Below are 17274 nucleotides of genomic sequence, written 5' to 3'. Positions count from 1 at the left end.
AACTCGGACACGCCACTGCGCCGCCGCACCCCTATTCCGTACCGCGCGGCCGCTCGGCGTAGACCTCGAGCATGCGCCGGAGCAACGTCACCGACTTCTCGACCTCCTCGGGGTCGGGAACCAGCACCTGGGCGATCGACAGGCCGCGCACGGCCCAGACCACCAGGCGCATTGCGGTCTTGGACGCGCCGCCGGTGTCGCCGAACCACCGCCCCAGCAGCGCCAGGGCGTTCTGCTCGATCTCGGCCTGCAGCGGCGCCAGGCGTTCGGTCAGGTCGGGATCGCTGCGCGAGCCTTGCAGGATTTCCAGCACGGCGACGCCGGACGGACGGCTGAGGACCTCCCAGACGATCTGCGGGAAGGCGTACATCCGTTCCTTGGGATTGGGGATCGCCGTCAGGCGCGCGTCATAGATAGCGACCTCGTCGTCGAACACCGACTGGACGACGAACATCATCAGGTCCACGCGGGTCGGGAAATGATGCAGCATCGCGCCGCGGCTGAGCCCGGCCTCCTGCGCCACCAGCAAAGTGGTCGTCGCCGCATAGCCCTTGGTGTGCAGGCAGCGGATCGTTGTTTCCAACAGGATGCGGCGCGTCTCGCCGCTGCGCTCGGCCTGAGTTCGGCGACGGGGGCGAGGATCGACCGGAGCGAGGGTCTGCGAACCTTGAGTCATGGCGGAAAGATCAGGGCAACCGCCCTCGCGGTCCAGCCTCTTCGTGAACTGGCGGTCAGCGCGCACGCTTGGCCGGCCCCGGCGTCGCGGCGTCGTCCCGTCGAGAAAGGGGTGGGCGAGCGTCCCAAGGGAGATCGGTGCGCTCGCCCATTCGAGCCTTAGAAACTCAGGCTCAACTTGGCGCCGACCGTGCGGAACGCATCGGGGCTGACGATCTTCTCGTAGCCGCCGGCGTTGATCAGGGTCAGCGACGGATACGGCGCGAAGAAGCGCTTATCCAGCAGGTTGCGGGCGTAGAGCCCCAGCCGCCAGCGGCCGTCGTCGCGGCCGATGCCGAGGGCGGCGTTCAGCATGCCGTAGGCGCCGACCACCGACTTGGGATCGGCGGTGATGCTGTTGCTGTCGTCGCGCCACGCCCAGTTGACGCTGGCGTCGAACTTCAGCTCGGCGGTCACCGGCCGCTCGTAGGTGGCGTTGATCGTGTAGCTCCACTTGGGCGCGTTGGTCAGGCGTTGGCCGGCGTAGTTGGCGACGTAGGTCCCGGTCGAGCCCGGCAGCAGGTAGCACCCCTGCCCCGTGACGGCGGACGTCGGCTGGCCGGTGTAGCAGGCGCCCGTATAGTCCTTGAACTTGGCGTCGCTGTAGCTGGCGCTGCCGCCGACGGTCAGGCCGGGGGCCAGGCGGATCGAGGTCTCGACCTCGACACCCTGCGCCCGCATCAGCCCGGCGTTGGTCAGGCCCAGCCGCGGCGTCGCCGAGGTCAGGTCCAGGGCCTGGGCCTGGAAGTCGGTGTAGTCCGCCCGGTAGATCGACGCGTTCAGCGTCATGCGGCCTTCCCAAAGGGTGGACTTCACGCCCGCTTCGTAGCTGTCGACCGTCTCGGGCTTCACCGGCTTGATCTGGCCGTTCAGGGAGTCGATCGCCGGGCCTTTGTAGCCGGTGGCGTAGGTGGCGTAGACCATCACGTCGCGGTTGGGCTGGTACTGCGCGCCCACCCGGCCGGACCAGTTGTCGGCCGACACCTCGCCCGAATAGGGCAGCAGGGTTCCGTAGGTGAAGTAGCCGGGCACCGGGCTGACCTTCAGGTCGCCCGAGACCTTGTCGTCGGTGTAGCGCAGGCCGCCGATCAGCTTGAAGACGTCGCTGATCGCATAGGTCGCCTGGCCGTAGGCGGCGTAGCTGCGGGTCTCGTTGCTCTGGTCGCGCCGGCCGTAGAGCACCGCCGGGGGATAGAGCGCGCTGCCGGTCGAGAACTTGAGGAAGTCGCCCTTCTGGGTCGTCCAGCCGTCGACCTGGGTGTCGAGGTAATAGAGGCCGGCCACGTATTCCAGCTTCTCGCCCGAGGGCGAGGTGATACGGAATTCCTGGGTGAACTGGTCGCTGTCCAGGCCGCCGTCGCTGAAGTTGAAGATGTCGATCGGCGCGTGGTCGATGTCCGTCAGCTGGGTCATCTGCGACTTGCGATAGGCCGTGATCGAGGTCAGCGTGAAGCCGCCGATCCGGTAGTCGGCCTGGCCCGAAACGCCCTGGACCTTGGTGTTGGCCCTCCAGTCGCCGTCCTGGAAGCTGATGTAGGTGTTCGGACCCGGCTTCTCGGGGAACGCCGCGAACAGGTTGTTGTACCGCGGGTTGATCCCCAGCGTGTGGATGATGGCCGCGTCGCGGGCGAAGGCCTTCTGGTAGTCGGCCGCCACCACGATGGTCAGGTCGTCGACCGGCTCCCACAGCAGCTTGGCGCGGACGCCCTTGTTCTCGCGGTCGCCGACGTGGCCGCTGGTGCGCACCGCATAGGGGATGGCGCCGTCCTGGGCGTTGTAGAAGCCCGACACCCGCACCGCCGCCGTCTTGCCCAGCGGCAGGTTCACGACGCCGCGCGCGATCTGCTCGTCGCGCTCGCCGTACGACAGGTCCAGCTGGCCCGAGGTCTGCTCCAGGCGCGGGTTCTTGGTGACGATCTGGATGACGCCGGCCGAGGCGTTCTTGCCGAACAGCGTGCCTTGCGGTCCGCGCAGCACTTCCACGCGCTCGATGTCGGCGAAGCCGGCCGCGCCCGGGTCGCGGGGCAGGCCGATGATCACCCCGTCCACCACCAGGCCCACGGTCTGCTCGACGCCGCTGTCATAGGTCTGGGTGCCGACGCCGCGGATCTGGTAGCCGCCGCCGTTGGCGACCGGATTGGTCGACGAGAACGTGACGTTCGGGGCCAGGTACTGGATGTCGGAGACCTCGCGGAAGTTCGATGCTTCCAAGGTCTTCCCCGACACGGCGGTCACCGCCACGGGCACGTCCTGCAGGCGCTGCTCGCGCTTGGTGGCCGTGACGATGATCGCGTCGAGGCTGGTGACCGACGACGAGGACGGCGCCGCCTCCTGAGCCGTTGCGGTCGTGGCGCCGAGGACGCCCGCCAGCATGGCGGATCCCAGCAAGGCGGCCCGGTAGGTCCTAGCGGTGTTTCGCATTCCCAATCCCCTCATTTGGTTTCGTGGGGCGCTCTTTGCCGTTCGCGACGCCCTCACTTACAGTCAATTATGATTGTTTATGGCTTGCAAGCCAATTCACGATCACATCTGACTGTTTATGGAATTGATGTGTCTTTTTCGTCGCTTACGACGCGCTCTTGTGGCCCGAACGCAGGCGTGCGGCCTCGGCGACGCCCCGAAGACGTCGGCCGGACCGCGCCGGAAAGACCGCGATGTCGGCGCGCGAGCGCCCTAGGGTTTGGCGGCCAAGGCCTTGAGGTCGGCGTCCACCTTGGCCACCTGGTCCTCGCTGATCCTGTCCGAGGCGTAGGGCTGCAGCTGGCGCAGGCTCATGGCCTTGAACTGGTCGAAGGCCGGATGCGACGCCAGGTTGGGCAAGGTCTTGGCCAGGACGGCCTTGGCCGCCGGATCGGCGACGACGACTTCCAGCGGCGTGTCGGCCGAGAAGGCGGCGGCCGGCGCCGCGACGGGCGCGGGGGCCGGCGCGCTCTGGGCCAGGGCCGGCGAGGCCGCCATCAGGGTCAGGGCCAGGGCCGTCACACGCATTCCGTTCTCCCACGCTTGGGTCCGAGGACCTTTCTGTTGCACGAACGATAGTGGCGCAATTAACATGCAGTCAAGATCGCTTGTAAGTTGGATCAAGGATGGGAGCCTTCATGCGTCAGCGCGCCTTCGCTCTGCTGGGATCGACCTGCCTGGGGGCCATGCTGGCGATGGGCGCCCTGCCCGCCGCCGCCCAGCCGGCCCTGATGCCCCTGCCCGCCGCCGCGACCTGGAACGCGGGCGAGCTGGCGCTGGACGGGGCCTTCGCGATCGACTCCGCCGGCTGCCGCGATCCTCGCGCGGGCCGCGCCGCCGAACGCTTCCAGCACGATGCGGCCAGCCTGACCGGCATGGCCCCGGCCCAGCGCCCTGGACCGAAGCTGAGCATCGCCTGCCGCCCCGATCCCACCGCCGAGGCCTACCGCCTCAAGGTGACCGCCGACGGCGTGACCCTGGACGCCGACGGACCGCTGGGCGTGCTGCGGGGCCTGGCCACCCTGCGCCAGCTGATCGCGGTCAATCCGCCCGGCGCCGCCCTGCCCTTCGTGACGATCGACGACGCCCCGCGCTTCGTCTGGCGCGGCGTGCTGATCGACACCGCCCGCCACTTCATGACGCTCGAAACCGTCAAGCGGCAGATCGACGCCATGGAGCGGGTCAAGCTGAACGTCCTGCACTTCCACCTGTCCGACGACCAGGGCTTCCGGGTCGAGAGCAGGCGCTATCCCAGGCTCCAAGCGTCGGGCGACGGCCAGCACTACACCCAGGCGCAGATCCGCGAGCTGGTGGCCTATGCGGCCGACCGGGGCGTGCGCATCGTCCCGGAGTTCGACGTGCCGGGCCATACCCGCGCGATCGCCCAGGCCTATCCCGACCTGGCCCTGGCCCCGCTGAAGCCGGCCAACGCCTTCGCCGCCCAGGACCGCGCGCTCGATCCCACCAGGGAAGAGACCTACCGCTTCCTCGACGGCCTGTTCGCCGAGATGGGCGCCCTGTTCCCCGACGCCTATTTCCACGCCGGCGGCGACGAGGTCAGCGACGCGGTCTGGCTGGACCATCCGCGGGTGCGGGCCTTCATGACGGCCAAGGGGCTGGGCTCCAAGGCCGCTCTGGAGGGCTACTTCCACACGCGCGTAGCCGCGATCCTGAGCAAGCACGGCAAGACCATGATCGGCTGGGAGGAGGTCGCCGCCACCGGGACCGCGCCGAAGGACGTGGTGATCCAGGCCTGGCAGACCTCGAACGCCACGGCCGATTCCGTCGCCAAGGGCCACCGGACGATCGTCTCGGCCGGCTACTATCTGGACCTGCTGAACCCGGCCGCGTTCCACTACGCCTTCGATCCGCTGGACACCTCCGCCGCCGGCCTTACCCCGGCCGAGGCGGAAAAGGGCCGCAAGCTCTCGCCGATCATGGCGGCCGTTCTGACGGACGCCCTGGTCGCCAAGCCGCTGCCGCCCTTGACGCCCGAGCAGGAAAATCTGGTGCTGGGCGGCGAGGCGCCGCTGTGGGCCGAGATCGTGACCGACGAGACGATCGACTCGCGCCTGTGGCCCCGCGCCGCCGTCCTGGCCGAGCGCTTCTGGTCGCCCCGCACGGTGCGCGACACCGACGACCTCTATCGCCGCCTACCCGTCGTCCAGGACCAACTCCGCGTCCAGGGGCTGCGCGACCAGGCCAACAGCGCCCGCATGGCCGCGCGCCTGGCGCCGGGCCAATCGGAACCGGTCATGACGCTGCTGGACCTGGTCGGCCCGACCCGCAACATGGCCCACGACCACCGCATCCTGGCGGCGTTGCGCGGCCGGAAGATCGTGCAGGAGCTCAACGGCCTGGCCGACGCCGCGCCCGTCGACAGCCTGGTCGCCCATTGTTTCGAGGCCCGCGCCAAGGCGTTCGCCGCCGGGGACCTCAGCCAGGCCGCCGCCCTGCGCGCCGACCTCGTCGCCTGGCGCGCCAACGACGCCCGCTTCCAGGCCGTGGCCCGGGGCCGGCCGGCCCTGGAGCAGGCCCTGCCGATCTCGGCCGACATCGCCGCCTTGGCCGGGGCCGCCCTCGCGGCCATGGACGCCGTCGAGGCCGGAAAGCCCCTGGCCGAGGCCGACCGCGCCCAGGCCCAGACCGTGCTGGCTCGCGTCGAAGCCTTCGACGCCGCCTCGGCCCGCCCGCTGTTCAGCTTCCTGGGCAAACAGCCGCCCGCCGACCTGATCATCAAGATCGCCCCGGGCGTCCGCGCCCTGCTCGCGGCGGCGCCTTAGGTGGACGACCCCATTCCCAAACCTCGCCGCACCCAGGCGCAGCGCAGCGACGGCACGCGCATGCGCCTGCTGGAGGCGGCGATCCACTGCCTGCATGAGAGCGGCTACGCGGCCACCACCACCTCGCTGGTCGCCGCGCGGGCCGGGGTCAGTCGGGGCGCGATGCTGCATCAGTTCCCCACCAAGGTGGACCTGATGCTGTTCGTGGTGCGCGCCGTCTATGACCGGGAAGTCGAGGAGTATGTCGCGCGCCTCGGCCACATCCGCGACCTGCGCCAGAAACTGCAAAGCCTCGTCGAGGTCGCCTGGGACGTCCTGAGCCGCCCCTCGGGCGTCGCGGTGCTGGAGGTGCTCCAGGGCTCCCGCAGCGATCCCGAACTGGCCGAACGGCTGCTGCCGATGCAGAGCATGATCGAAGCCGAGTCCTTCGCCTGGGCCCGACGCTTCGACGACATCTATGGCGAACCGATCACCACGCCCCTGCTGCGCCTGATGGTCTGGACCGTGCGCGGCCTCTCCGTGGCCCGCACGCTGGACCCAAGGGCCGATCTGGACCGGGTGGTCGCCCTGTTGCGCGACATGGTGGCGGTCGCGCTGGATCCCGAGGCGAAGCGTCCGCTCCGCCTCGGTTGAGGCCTACTTCCCCGCCGCCTGTTCCGCGACGTCCAGGCGCGCGCGCCAAGGATCGACCCCGCTCACAAAGCTTCCATCCGCGCGCACGTCCAGAAGCTTGTCGCCCTTGGCGTCGTAGCGCGGCCAGGCCGGCAGGCCCGGTCCGTTCGGATCGCCCTTGCGCGCAAAATTGGCCCAGTAGTCGGCCAGCTTCCCCGCCACCGCCTGGTCGGCCGTCGTGGTCGCCGCGCCGTAGACCGGGGTCAGGCGGTCGAAGACATAGGCCACCTCGGTCGAGTGATTGGCGCCGTAGGGCGATCCCGCCAGCGCCGCCGGGGCGACATAGCCGAAGCGGTATTCGTAGGTCGGCGCGCCCTTGGCCGCTGTCGCCCGGGCCACGAAGCGGGCCGGCTCGACCATGTTGCGGTCGCCGCCGATCGCCTGGTTCAGGGCCTTCAGCGCCAGCTTGCCGTCCGGGTCGTAGGCCGCCCGCGCCGCCGCCGCGCCCTCGCCGAACCTGGCGTAGGCCGCGTCGGCGCTGGGCGTGAAGTCCAGGCTGAGGTCGGCGCTGGTCGCCCCGACGATCGTCGGGACCTTGTGCTGCCGCCCGTGGGCGAAGGCGTCCTCCGGCGTCTCGACGATCAGCTTGCCGTCCACCACCGGTCCGGAATAGAGCGCGCCCTCGCCCTGGAAGACCAGGGTGGCCATGCTGAGGTTGGCGGCGATCCTGTCGGCCGGCAGGGCGCGCAGGGCGGCCAGGGCCGCGGCGTCCTGGCCCTCGACGCCCAGCCGTTTGGCGAAGGCCAGGCCGACGCCTTCGGCCGAGGGCTTGCCCGGCAGGTCCTGCGACAGGCGCCGCTCGGGCGTCAGGAACCGCCGGCCCGCGCCGGACTGGATGATGGCCTTGTCGAACAGCCCCTCGGCCTTGGGCGCGCCCAGCAGCAGGTTGATCGAGATGCCGCCGGCCGAGCCGCCCACGACGGTGACGTTCCTGGGGTCGCCCCCGAAGGCGGCGATGTTGCGACGGACCCAGGCCAGGGCGGCCATCTGGTCCATCAGGCCGTAGTTGCCCGTGGCCTCGTCCGGATGCTCGGCGCTCAGGGCCGGATGACCGAAGAACCCGAACCGGCCCAGGCGATAGTTGAAGGTGACGAACACCACCCCGCGCCGGGCCATGGCGTCGCCCCAGGTCTCGGGCGAGGACGAGCCGCCGTTGACGAAGGCGCCGCCGTGGATCCAGACCATGACCGGCAGCTTGCCTGTCGCCTTGGCCCCGGCCGGTCGCCAGACATTGGCGAACAGGCAGTTCTCCGACTGCGGCGCGGGCTCGGGCGAGCCGGGCATGCGGCCCTGCACGCAGTCCGGCCCCATCGCCGACGCGTCGCGCGCGCCGGTCCAGGGCGCGGCCGGCCGGGGCGCGCGCCACCGCAGGTCGCCGACGGGCGCGGCGGCGTACGGAATGCCCTTGAAGGCGGTCACCCCGTCCGTGGTCGCGCCTTGCAGCGCGCCGGTGTCGATCTTGGCGACGGGCCCGGCCAGGGCGGCTGAGGCGACGAGGGCGACGAGGCTCATCGACCGCCCTCCGTCAGGCTGGCCTTGGCGACCAGGTCGCGCGAGCCGGCGGCCTTGCCGACATAAAGGTCGTAGCTTCCGCCCGCCCGACGCCAGGCCCCCGCCTTGACGTCATACGACGCCAGCAGGCGCGGATCGGCGACGATGGTCACCTGACGGCTCTCGCCCGGCTTCAGCGTCACCCGCGCCCAGCCCGCCAGGCGATGGGTCCGTCCCGGCGGCGCGACGTAGAGCTGGGCGACTTCCGTCCCTTCGCGCGGGCCGGTGTTGGTCAGGGTGAAGGTCGCCGAGACCCCCTCCCCGCCCTTCGCCGCCAGCTTCGAATAGCCGAAGGTCGTGTAGGTCAGGCCGTGGCCGAACGCGAACAGGGGCTTGGCCTTCCTGCGTTCGAACCAGCGGTAGCCGACGTCGGCCCCTTCCGGGAACGGCACGGCGAACGGGGCGACCTTGGCGCCCAGGCCCAGCGGCTTGCGGTTGTTCGGGTCGAAGCCCGGGATCGCCGGACGCGGCAGCTGCGCGACGCCGGCCGGGAAGGTCATCGGCAGGCGGCCCGAGGGCGAGACCTCGCCGGTCAGGACCTTGGCGATCGCCGGACCGCCGCGCTGGCCCGGATACCAGGCCTGCAGCACCGCGCCCACCTTCGACAGCCACGGCATCAGGATCGGGTTGCCGGTCTCCAGCACCACCACCGTACGCGGATTGGCCGCGCCCACGGCTGCGATCAGGGCGTCCTGGCCATAGGGCAGGTCCGGCGCGATAGCGTCCATCCCCTCCTCTTCGGGCCGCGTGGCGAAGACGATGGCCACGTCCGCGCCCTTGGCCAGGGCCGCCGCGCGCGCCGGATCGCCGCCGTCGTCGAACTGGATGTCGGCGTCCGGCCGCAGGGCCTTCAGCGCGGCCAGCGGCGAGGACAGACCGTAGACCGGCGCCAGGATGGCGGCGATGCCGTCGCGCCCCCGCCGGTCGGTGAAGTGACCGCCGTAAGGCATCACCTGCGACGAGCCGCCCCCCGACAGCACGCCCTTGTCGGCGAAGCCGCCGATCACCAAGATCTTCCTTGCCGTCGCCGCCAGGGGCAGCACGCCGTCGTTCTTCAGCAGCACCATGCCCGACAGGGCCACGCGCTCGGCCACCTCGGCATGGGCGTCCTTGTCGATCGCGCCGCCTGGCTTGGCCGGATCGTCGATCACGCCCACTGCGTGGAAGCTGCGGACGATCCGATAGGCCGCGTCGCGCACCCGCTCGGGCGAGACCTCGCCGCGTTCGACCGCCGCCTTCAAGCCGTCGAAGTATGGGCCGTCCTGCGGCGACTCCTGGTCCAGGCCCGCCTTCAGGGCCGGCGCCAGGCTGTGCGAGGCGCCCCAATCCGACATCACCCAGCCCGGATACTGCCAGTCGCCCTTCAGCACCTTGCCCAGCAGGAACTGGCTTTCGCAGGCGTAGTCGCCGTTGATCCTGTTGTAGGCGCACATGACCGAGCCGGGCCGGCCACGGTCGATGGCGATCTCGAAGGCCAGCAGGTCGGATTCGCGCAGGGCCGCCTCGTCCAGCTGGGCGTCGTGCACGAAGCGACCCGTCTCCTGGGCGTTCAGGGCGAAATGCTTGACGGTCGAGACCACGTGGCGCCCCTGGATCCCGGCCACCTGGGCACCGACGATCTGGCCGGCCAGCAGCGGGTCCTCGCCGGCGTACTCGAAGTTCCGGCCGTTGCGCGGCTCGCGGGTCAGGTTCACCCCGCCGGCCAACTGGATGTTGAAACCTTTCGCGTGAGCCTCGGCGCCCAGCATGTCACCGGCCGCCCGGGCCAGCTCCGGATCGAAGGTCGCGGCCAGGGCCAGGGTCGCCGGCAGCGAGGTGGCCTCGTCGCCGCGCCGGATGAACCCGCCCAGATTGCCGACCCCCAGGCTGGCGTCCGACATCTGCTGGGCCGGCATGCCCACCCGCTCGACCGCCGGCACATAGCCGGCCGAACCCAGGGCGCCGGGCGGGGTGGCCTTGCGCATGCTCTCGGGGATCGACGCCGGCAGGGGCACGCCCAGCGACAGCAGGCCGAACCCGGCCTGGGTGCGCAGCACGCCGATCTGCTCGTCCAGGGTCATGGCGTCGACCATGGCCCTGGCGCGGGCGTCCGGATCCGAGACCTGCGCCAGGGCCGCGCCGGCCGTCGTCAGGGTCGAGGTCATCAGCAGCAATCCGACAAAACGCTTCAACATGGGCGGGCTCCTCAACGGCTCTTCACGCCGGCGGGCAGGCCCTTGCGGGCGATCGCGCCCATGTGGCGGGCGCTGGGCTTGGGGGTGCGGGCGAAGGTGGTGCGGTCGACCGCGACCAAGCCGAACTTTGGGCCGTAGCCGGAGAACCATTCCCAGTTGTCGAGCAGCGACCAGTGGATGTAGCCGCGCACGTCGATGCCGTCGCGCAGGCAGTCGACGACCCCCGCCACGGCCTTGTCGATGAAGGCCACCCGGCGGGTGTCGTCCTCCGTGGCGACGCCGTTCTCGGTGACGTAGATCGGCTTCCTGGTGTGCCTGGCCACCGTGCGGATCACCGCCTCCAGCGCCTCGGGCGCGGCGGGATAGCCCATCTGGCTCAGCTCGACGCCCTTGGGCGCCGGCAGGTCGGCGTCCGGCCCGACCTCGGTGTAGGTGTAGTTCTGCACGCCGATGAAGTCGCCTTGGGCCTGGAGCCACGGCAGCATCACCTGGGCCTGCTTGGCCTCCACCCCGCTGGGACCCGACGGCGGCGCGCGCTCGTCGTTCAGCGACAGGGTCACGCCCACCAGGTAGCGATCGTTCGAGGCCTTGCGGATGGCCTCATAGGCTCGCTCGTGGGCCTCGATCATGATCGGCTGCTGGATGCGGAAGTCGCCCAGAACCGGCGGCGCCCAATGGGCCGCGCCGATCGAGGCCGCGGCCGCCTTCTTCGACATCTCGATATAGGGCCGCAGCGGCCGGATGGCCGGCGACCAGCTGACCAGGGCGCCGAGATTGGGCTCGTTGAAGGTCGAGGCCACGCCGATCAGGTCGCCCAGGTGCTCCGTGATCAGGGTGCAGTAGCGGACGAAGGCCGGGATGTTGTCTCGGGTCTCGAACCCGCCCGCCGCCGCGAACCAGCGCGGGGTCGTGAAGTGGTTGTAGGTGACGAACGGGGTCATGCCGTGCTTGCGGATGGTCTCCAGCACGCGGCGGTAATAGGCGATGCCCGCCAGCGAGATCTGGCCCGGCTCGGGCTCGATCCGCGACCATTCGATCGAGAAACGGTGGGTGTTGAAGCCCAGCGAGGCGGCCAGGGCGATGTCTTCCCAGACGCGGTTATAACTATCGGCGGCGTCGCCGGAGGGGTCCTTGAAGATGGTCGGCTTGACGTGCTCCATCACCCACAGGTCGCTGGCGTAGTTGCCGCCCTCGATCTGATAGGCCGCGCCGGCCGAACCCCATAGGAACCCGGGCCGCGCCGTGGACTTGCCGGACCCAGCCTGCGCCGCCGAAGCCACCGCGGCGACGGTCGCCGTCCCGCCCCACAGCACCGCACGCCGATCGAAAACCCCACCCATGCACTTCCTCCCGCCGCCCTGGATGGGCGATCGGGGAGAAACTTAGAAACGCGACAAGATACAGTCAATCCTGCTTTTAATTATCACACCCTGACCTGCTCGCACGGCGCCTGGTGTCCAGAGACCTGTCCAGGCCGATGCACGCGATGGAAGCGCGCTGCCGGCGGGCCTTGGCTCTGATGGGGACCCGAAGATCAGGCCCCTGGGGACGCGGTTGGACGCCGGCCGAGCCAGGCCGCGACGTTCAGGACATATCGGTGCGTGTCCGCCAGCGCCTGGGGTTCGCGAGCCATGCCGTCGCCGGGACGTTCCGACACGAAGCTCGGGCGCCCCATCGCCAGGTCCCAGTTGTAGTCGGTGAAATGGTGGAAGGTGCTCTGGAGGACCGCGGGACCGCCCTCCTCGCTGCGCTCGAAGACCACGACGAGGTTGAAATCCCGCCCCGTGGTCCGGCTCCTGCCCGTCGCGACGGTGCGGGCCTCGGTCCCGTCTGGGACGATCACCGCGCCCTCGTGCGGGTGAGCCGGCAGGTAGCGCAGGACGCCGGTGGGCGACGACGGGGCCGAGAAGATCGGGTGCGCCGGCTCGACCACCCGGATCTCCTGATAGTCGCCGTTGGCTCCGGACCGGTAGTTCGGCCAGGAGATGGCCTGGGTCTCCTCGTCGTCGCGGACGTGGCGGCTCTCGTCGGGCTCGAGGTTCTTGCTATGGAAGCGATGGGCCAGGCCGACCCCGCCCAGGTTGCAGACGGACGAGCCCAGGTCCATATGGTCGCGCGTGACCATCAGGGCGCCACCGGCGGCGTGGAAGCGGGAGATCGCCTCGCAGTCCGCGTCGGCGAGGCCGTCGCCGACATCGACCGCGAACAGCCACAGCTGGTCGAAGTCGCTCTCGTCCAGCCTGGACAGGACAGGGTCGGGAACGCCGACCGGTCCGCGGTTCCGGGCCTCCACGGCGTACAGCGGCCGCCCTTCGTCATCGACCGCGCCCGCCAGGAGATCGCGCAGCAGGCTGAAGCGCGCGATCGACCAGTCGTCCTCGATCGGGGGGATGGTGGTCTGCAGCAGAATGCGCGTCGGACGGGCGTTCATCGGGGTCTCCAACATCGTGCGACCCGAAACCGGATCGCACGAAATCCAGGAAAATGCGACCTCACCGGCCGGAGGCGGCGTCTTCGATCAGGGCCGCGACCTTGTCGGGATGCGAGACCATCAGGGCGTGGGACGCGCCCTCGACCGCCACGGTCTTCCGCGCCCCGGCCCGCTCGGCCATGAACCGCTGGGTCTGGGCCGGAATGTTGCGGTCGGCCGAGCCGTAGATCACGTAGGACGGCAGGCGCTTCCACGACGGCGCGCCGGCCATGTCGGACAGGGCCCGTCCGGTCACCGGACGCTGGGTCGCGGCCATCAGCGCCGCCGTGGCGGCCGGCACGTCGGCGGCGAACTGGTCGCGGAACTTGGCGGGCTGGATGTAGAAGTCCTCGTCGCCGTCGGGCAGCACCACCGGCGCCAGCGCCGTGGCGAGCGTGCCGCCCGGGAACTTGCCGGAGAGGGAAAGTGCCGACTCGCCGGCCTCGGGCAGGAAGCCGGCCACATAGACCAGCGCCTCGACGTTGCCGTTGCCGTTGGCCGCTTCGGTGATCACCTCGCCACCGTAGGAATGGCCGACCAGGATCACCGGCCCGGGGATCGACTTGACCAGCGCCGACACCGTCTCGGCGTCCGAATTCAGGGCGCGCAAGGCGTTGGCCGCGGCCACCACGTGGTAGCCGTCCCGGTTCAGCCGCGTCACCACGCCGTTCCAGCCCGAGGAGTCGGCGAAGGCGCCGTGGACGAGCACGATGGTCGGCTTCTCGCGAGGCGTCGCGGCCCGGACCACCGCCGGACCCGCCAGGGCGAGGACGGCGGCCAGGGACAGGGCGGCCAGGGACAGGCCGGGATGAAACTTGCGCATGGGGTGTCTCCGTGGCGGCCGGCAACGGCCTCTGCGCCAAGACTGCGGGTCCGCCCGCCCCGCGCCTATCTCGCGGAAGGGCCTGGCGGACCTGTCCGAAAGTCTAGGGCGGGAGCCTCCACGGGGGTGGCTGGCGAGGCGCTAGAGCAGGCTCATGCCGCCGTCGACCTTGAGGTTGACGCCGTTGACGAAGCTGCCCGCGTCGGAGGCCAGGAACAGCGCCGCCCGGGCCAGCTCCTCCGGTCGCCCCAGACGGCCCAGCGGGATGCCGCTAGCCACCGCGCTTTCGAACGCCGCGCGCTCCGAGGCCGGGACGCCCAACTTGTCGAGGATGGCGGTGTCGGTCGGTCCCGGGCTCAGGACGTTCACGCGGATGCCGCGCGCCTTGAACTCCAGCGCCCAGCTGCGGGCGAAAGCGTTCAAGGCCGCCTTCGACCCGGCATAGACCGCGTGGCCGTCCAGGACCTTGTCGCTGGCGATCGAGCTGGTCAGAATGACCGCGCCGTTGTCGCGCAACAGCGGCGCGATCTTCTGGACCCCGAAGAACACCGCCCGGGCGTTGATCGCGAACTGGGCGTCGTATTCGGCTTCGGAAACCTGCGACGAGGGCGTGATCGTGTTCACGCCGGCGTTGGCCACGTAGATGTCCACGCCGCCGAAGCGCTCGCGCGCCAGGTCGGCGACATCCGCCTGGTGCGCCGGATCGGCGGTGTCGCCGGCCAGGCCGACGGCTCGGGGCCCGATCTCGGCGACCGCGGCCTCGACCACGTCCGCGCGACGTCCGGTGATGATCACCGACGCGCCTTCCCGCGCGAAGAGCTTGGCCGTCTCCAGGCCGATGCCGCTGTTGCCGCCGGTGACCACCGCGACCTTGTCGATAAGGGAGTCCATTGGGCTTTCGCCTCCTTGGGAGTGTTGTCCAGGCCCTCCAAATGGTCTTGACGGAAACTCAAATAAGTCGGGGAAATGGCAAGTTACCTATTCCATGACGGAACAGAATGACCGACCTTCTCGACAACGCCGCCGGCCTGACGGCCTTCATCAACACGGTCGAGGCGGGCTCCTTCAGCGCCGCGGCGCGGCTGGCGGGCGCGACCCCGTCGTCGGTCTCCAAGAGCGTGGCCCGGCTGGAGCGTCGGCTGGGCGTCGTCCTGTTCACGCGCTCGACCCGCACCCTGAACCTGACGCTCGAGGGCGCGGCCTATTTCGAGCGCGTCATGCCGCTGCTGCGGGCGCTCGGCGAGGCGCAGGACGTCGTCCAGACCGCCGCCGTCGCCCAGGGTCGGCTTCGGGTTTCCCTGCCCAGCGACCTGGGCCGCCTGCTCATGGACCCCCTGACGCGGATCTTCCTGAAGCGGCATCCCCGGATCCATCTGGAACTCCACATGACCGACCGTCATGTCGACCTGATCCGCGAAGGCTACGACCTGGCCCTGAGGGTCGGCCAGGTGGACGACAGCGCGCTGACGATCCGGCCGCTGGGCCGGGCGCCGCTGGTCCTGGTGGCCGCCCCGGACCACCTGGACCAGTACGGGCGGCCACGAACGCTCGAGGCGCTGCGGGCCGCGCGCCACGTCCGCTACCGCCTGGACGGACGCCCCTTCCCGATCACCTTCGCCGACGGCGCGACGCTGTCGCCGGACGGCGTCCTCGACTGCGATTCCGGCTTCGCCCTGAGGGCCGCGGCGATCAACGGCGTGGGGATCGCCCAACTGCTGCGCTGGACCGTGGACGAGGACCTGCGGGCCGGCCGGCTGGAGATCGTCATGCCCGAGGCTCCGCTTCCCGCCGTCCCGCTGCAGATCCTCCACGCCTTCGGCCGCTTCCAACCCCTTCGCGCGCGCCTGTTCGCCGACTTCGTGGCCGAGCAGGCGGCGGCGCTGGGGCGGGCGTCCGGCGATCCCGCCACGCCCCCGGACTAGGACGTCCTATCCCTTGGTCCAACTCGGGCAAGACCTTCGGCGGGCTCGCCGGCCGCCCTCCGTACAGTTTCGACGCGCCCCCAAGTCCCGTACCCCTGGGACCAGCGGTTTCCTCAAGCCAGGCGCGAACGACATGACCTCTCCCCAATCCGACCCGACCTTCGAGATCGTCCGTGAGCGGACGCGCGTGCGCGTGCTGTTCGAGGGCCACGACATCGCCGACAGCAGCGACGTGGTCGTGGTGTGCGAGGCCGGCCGGCCGCCCGTGCGCTACTTCCCGCGCAAGGACGTGTTCATGGTGTTCCTGAGCCAGACCGACAAGGTCACCCGCAACCCCGACAAGGGCGATGCGCGGTACTTCACGATCTACCGGGACCAGCACATCGTCGACAACGTGGCCTGGTCCTACGAGACGCCCAACGCGCCGTTCGCCGACATCGCCGGGCGCATCGCCTTCCGCCCCGAACACGTCGAGATCCAGGTGGACGGGCATTCGGCGGCCGAGACCGAGATCGACGACGAGGGCGTCGACATCGGCGACCAAGGGCGCTGAACCCGCGGTGATGTTCGCCCCCTATACTTCCTATACCTATGTACAGTTCCGTTTAGGCAGGACGATTTCCTAACAACATCCCGCAGCCGTGTTAATCGGACGCGACAGGGATGATGAACGTAAGATTTTTTCCGATTTCATCTTACGGCCGACGAAACGGCAGGCGAGCATCCTACCTGTCCGGCTCACCCGCGCGACGCCGCGACGGCCACAGCGCCGCGGCGTCGCGCACCCCGGCCGAACGGCGCCGAGACCCTATACGGCGGGATAGCCCGCCCTGACCCTTTCGGCCAATCGACCCATCCCCGCCCCCGGTCCTAGCCTTCCGATCCTGGGTTCTGGATCGCGCGAAGGGCGACGCACATGAAAATCGTGGTGGTGGGCGGCAGCGGCCGGATCGGCGGCAAGCTCGTCTATAATCTTCGTCAGGACGACTACCGCGTCCTGGAGGCCTCGCCGACCTTCGGCGTCGACACCCTCACCGAAGCGGGACTGGCCAAGGCGCTGGAGGGCGCGAGCGTCGTCGTCGACGTCACCCAGTCGCCGTCGCTGGATGGGGCGGACGCCAAGGCGTTCTTCGAGACCTCGGGCCGCCACCTCCTCGCCGCCGGGCGCGCCGCCGGGGTCGGGCACCACATCGCCCTGTCGATCGTGGGCACGGACCGCCTGCAGGCGAGCGGCTACTTCCAGGCCAAGAAGCTCCAGGAGGACCTGGTCAAGGCGTCCGGGATCCCGTTCACGATCCTGCGGTCGACCCAGTTCTTCGAGTTCATCACCGGCGTGGTGCAGGACGGCACGACGCGCGACGTGGTGATCTCGCCGGCGCCCGTCCAGCCGATCGCCGGAGAGGACGTCGCCGAGGCCCTGGCCGACCTCGTCCTGGGCGCGCCGCTGAACGACACCGTCGAGGTCGCGGGCCCCGAGCGCTACCGCCTGGACGACCTGGCCACCCAGGTGCTCACCGCCTACGAGGACCCGCGCCGCGTCGTGGCCGACGTCCACGCCCCCTATTTCGGCGCCGAGCTGGACGAGCGGTCGCTGCTGCCGGGCGAGCGCCCGCGCATCGCCCCGACCCGCTTCTCCGACTGGTTGCGCCAGAGCCTGCAGGCCCCGGCTCCCGCCGGCCTCCATTCGAACCGGAAGGGTTGATCC

14 protein-coding genes are annotated in these 17274 nt (G+C 70.2%); 5 read left to right on the top strand and 9 right to left on the bottom strand.

What is annotated here, in order from left to right:
- Positions 1 to 31: 31 nt before the first annotated feature.
- The 3 genes from BR39_RS0114110 to BR39_RS0114100 form a co-directional block, all read right to left on the bottom strand.
- A complete protein-coding gene (locus tag BR39_RS0114110; RefSeq protein WP_051695715.1) occupies positions 32 to 583 on the bottom strand; it encodes a TetR/AcrR family transcriptional regulator in 552 nt (183 codons plus the stop codon).
- Positions 584 to 834: 251 nt separating this feature from the next.
- Entirely contained in the window at positions 835 to 3135 is a 2301-nt protein-coding gene (locus BR39_RS0114105; protein ID WP_197026709.1) for a TonB-dependent receptor, read from the bottom strand.
- A gap of 252 nt (positions 3136 to 3387) precedes the next feature.
- A complete protein-coding gene (locus BR39_RS0114100) occupies positions 3388 to 3702 on the bottom strand; it encodes a hypothetical protein (RefSeq protein WP_029913008.1) in 315 nt (104 codons plus the stop codon).
- Positions 3703 to 3812: 110 nt separating this feature from the next.
- On the opposite strand from BR39_RS0114100, the gene BR39_RS0114095 reads away from it, so the two are divergent.
- Entirely contained in the window at positions 3813 to 5957 is a 2145-nt protein-coding gene (locus BR39_RS0114095; protein ID WP_197026708.1) for a beta-N-acetylhexosaminidase, read from the top strand.
- Positions 5958 to 6590 (top strand): TetR/AcrR family transcriptional regulator, encoded by a 633-nt coding sequence (locus tag BR39_RS0114090; protein WP_156035770.1) that lies wholly within the window; start codon positions 5958 to 5960, stop codon positions 6588 to 6590.
- A 3-nt stretch (positions 6591 to 6593) separates the two neighbouring features.
- On the opposite strand, the gene BR39_RS0114085 is transcribed toward BR39_RS0114090, so the two are convergent.
- The 6 genes from BR39_RS0114085 to BR39_RS0114060 all read right to left on the bottom strand — a co-directional run bounded on the left by BR39_RS0114085 (position 6594) and on the right by BR39_RS0114060 (position 14538).
- Complete coding sequence (locus BR39_RS0114085; RefSeq protein WP_029913005.1) at positions 6594 to 8141, bottom strand: carboxylesterase/lipase family protein; 1548 nt, start codon at positions 8139 to 8141, stop codon at positions 6594 to 6596.
- Entirely contained in the window at positions 8138 to 10354 is a 2217-nt protein-coding gene (locus BR39_RS0114080; protein ID WP_029913004.1) for a glycoside hydrolase family 3 C-terminal domain-containing protein, read from the bottom strand. Before BR39_RS0114080 ends, BR39_RS0114085 begins: the two co-directional genes overlap by 4 nt.
- Positions 10355 to 10365: 11 nt before the next feature.
- The gene (locus BR39_RS0114075; protein WP_029913003.1) at positions 10366 to 11694 is read right to left on the bottom strand and encodes a glycoside hydrolase family 1 protein; all 1329 of its coding nucleotides are present in this window, start codon (positions 11692 to 11694) and stop codon (positions 10366 to 10368) included.
- A gap of 194 nt (positions 11695 to 11888) precedes the next feature.
- Positions 11889 to 12785: a hypothetical protein gene (locus tag BR39_RS0114070; RefSeq protein WP_029913001.1), complete on the bottom strand. Its 897-nt coding sequence runs from the start codon at positions 12783 to 12785 to the stop codon at positions 11889 to 11891.
- 61 nt (positions 12786 to 12846) lie between these two features.
- Positions 12847 to 13647: an alpha/beta fold hydrolase gene (locus tag BR39_RS0114065; protein WP_051695706.1), complete on the bottom strand. Its 801-nt coding sequence runs from the start codon at positions 13645 to 13647 to the stop codon at positions 12847 to 12849.
- Positions 13648 to 13788: 141 nt separating this feature from the next.
- Positions 13789 to 14538 carry an SDR family NAD(P)-dependent oxidoreductase gene (locus tag BR39_RS0114060; protein ID WP_029912995.1) on the bottom strand — a complete coding sequence of 250 codons (750 nt, stop codon included), beginning with the start codon at positions 14536 to 14538 and terminating at the stop codon, positions 13789 to 13791.
- Between the two features lie 107 nt (positions 14539 to 14645).
- Here BR39_RS0114060 and BR39_RS0114055 point away from each other — a divergent pair, with 107 nt between their 5' ends.
- The 3 genes from BR39_RS0114055 to BR39_RS0114045 all read left to right on the top strand — a co-directional run bounded on the left by BR39_RS0114055 (position 14646) and on the right by BR39_RS0114045 (position 17271).
- Positions 14646 to 15569, top strand: coding sequence for a LysR family transcriptional regulator (locus BR39_RS0114055; protein ID WP_051695702.1), 924 nt, complete (start codon positions 14646 to 14648; stop codon positions 15567 to 15569).
- Between the two features lie 133 nt (positions 15570 to 15702).
- A complete protein-coding gene (locus tag BR39_RS25365; RefSeq protein WP_051695700.1) occupies positions 15703 to 16122 on the top strand; it encodes a DUF427 domain-containing protein in 420 nt (139 codons plus the stop codon).
- A 363-nt stretch (positions 16123 to 16485) separates the two neighbouring features.
- Positions 16486 to 17271 carry an SDR family oxidoreductase gene (locus tag BR39_RS0114045; RefSeq protein WP_029912986.1) on the top strand — a complete coding sequence of 262 codons (786 nt, stop codon included), beginning with the start codon at positions 16486 to 16488 and terminating at the stop codon, positions 17269 to 17271.
- Positions 17272 to 17274 lie beyond the last annotated feature (3 nt).

This window comes from Caulobacter sp. UNC358MFTsu5.1 (assembly GCF_000712075.1).
Classification (GTDB): Bacteria; Pseudomonadota; Alphaproteobacteria; order Caulobacterales; family Caulobacteraceae; genus Caulobacter.
The sequence above is the reverse complement of the archived record's forward strand: the minus strand, read 5'-3'. Positions and strand labels throughout refer to the sequence as shown.

Coding starts and splice junctions, on each gene's coding strand:
- BR39_RS0114045 (WP_029912986.1), top strand. CDS start 16,486: ATGAAAATCGTGGTGGTGGGCGGCAGCGGCCGGATCGGCGGCAAGCTC.
- BR39_RS25365 (WP_051695700.1), top strand. CDS start 15,703: ATGACCTCTCCCCAATCCGACCCGACCTTCGAGATCGTCCGTGAGCGG.
- BR39_RS0114075 (WP_029913003.1), bottom strand. CDS start 11,694: ATGGGTGGGGTTTTCGATCGGCGTGCGGTGCTGTGGGGCGGGACGGCG.
- BR39_RS0114105 (WP_197026709.1), bottom strand. CDS start 3,135: ATGCGAAACACCGCTAGGACCTACCGGGCCGCCTTGCTGGGATCCGCC.
- BR39_RS0114060 (WP_029912995.1), bottom strand. CDS start 14,538: ATGGACTCCCTTATCGACAAGGTCGCGGTGGTCACCGGCGGCAACAGC.
- BR39_RS0114100 (WP_029913008.1), bottom strand. CDS start 3,702: ATGCGTGTGACGGCCCTGGCCCTGACCCTGATGGCGGCCTCGCCGGCC.
- BR39_RS0114095 (WP_197026708.1), top strand. CDS start 3,813: ATGCGTCAGCGCGCCTTCGCTCTGCTGGGATCGACCTGCCTGGGGGCC.
- BR39_RS0114055 (WP_051695702.1), top strand. CDS start 14,646: ATGACCGACCTTCTCGACAACGCCGCCGGCCTGACGGCCTTCATCAAC.
- BR39_RS0114085 (WP_029913005.1), bottom strand. CDS start 8,141: ATGAGCCTCGTCGCCCTCGTCGCCTCAGCCGCCCTGGCCGGGCCCGTC.
- BR39_RS0114065 (WP_051695706.1), bottom strand. CDS start 13,647: ATGCGCAAGTTTCATCCCGGCCTGTCCCTGGCCGCCCTGTCCCTGGCC.
- BR39_RS0114070 (WP_029913001.1), bottom strand. CDS start 12,785: ATGAACGCCCGTCCGACGCGCATTCTGCTGCAGACCACCATCCCCCCG.
- BR39_RS0114080 (WP_029913004.1), bottom strand. CDS start 10,354: ATGTTGAAGCGTTTTGTCGGATTGCTGCTGATGACCTCGACCCTGACG.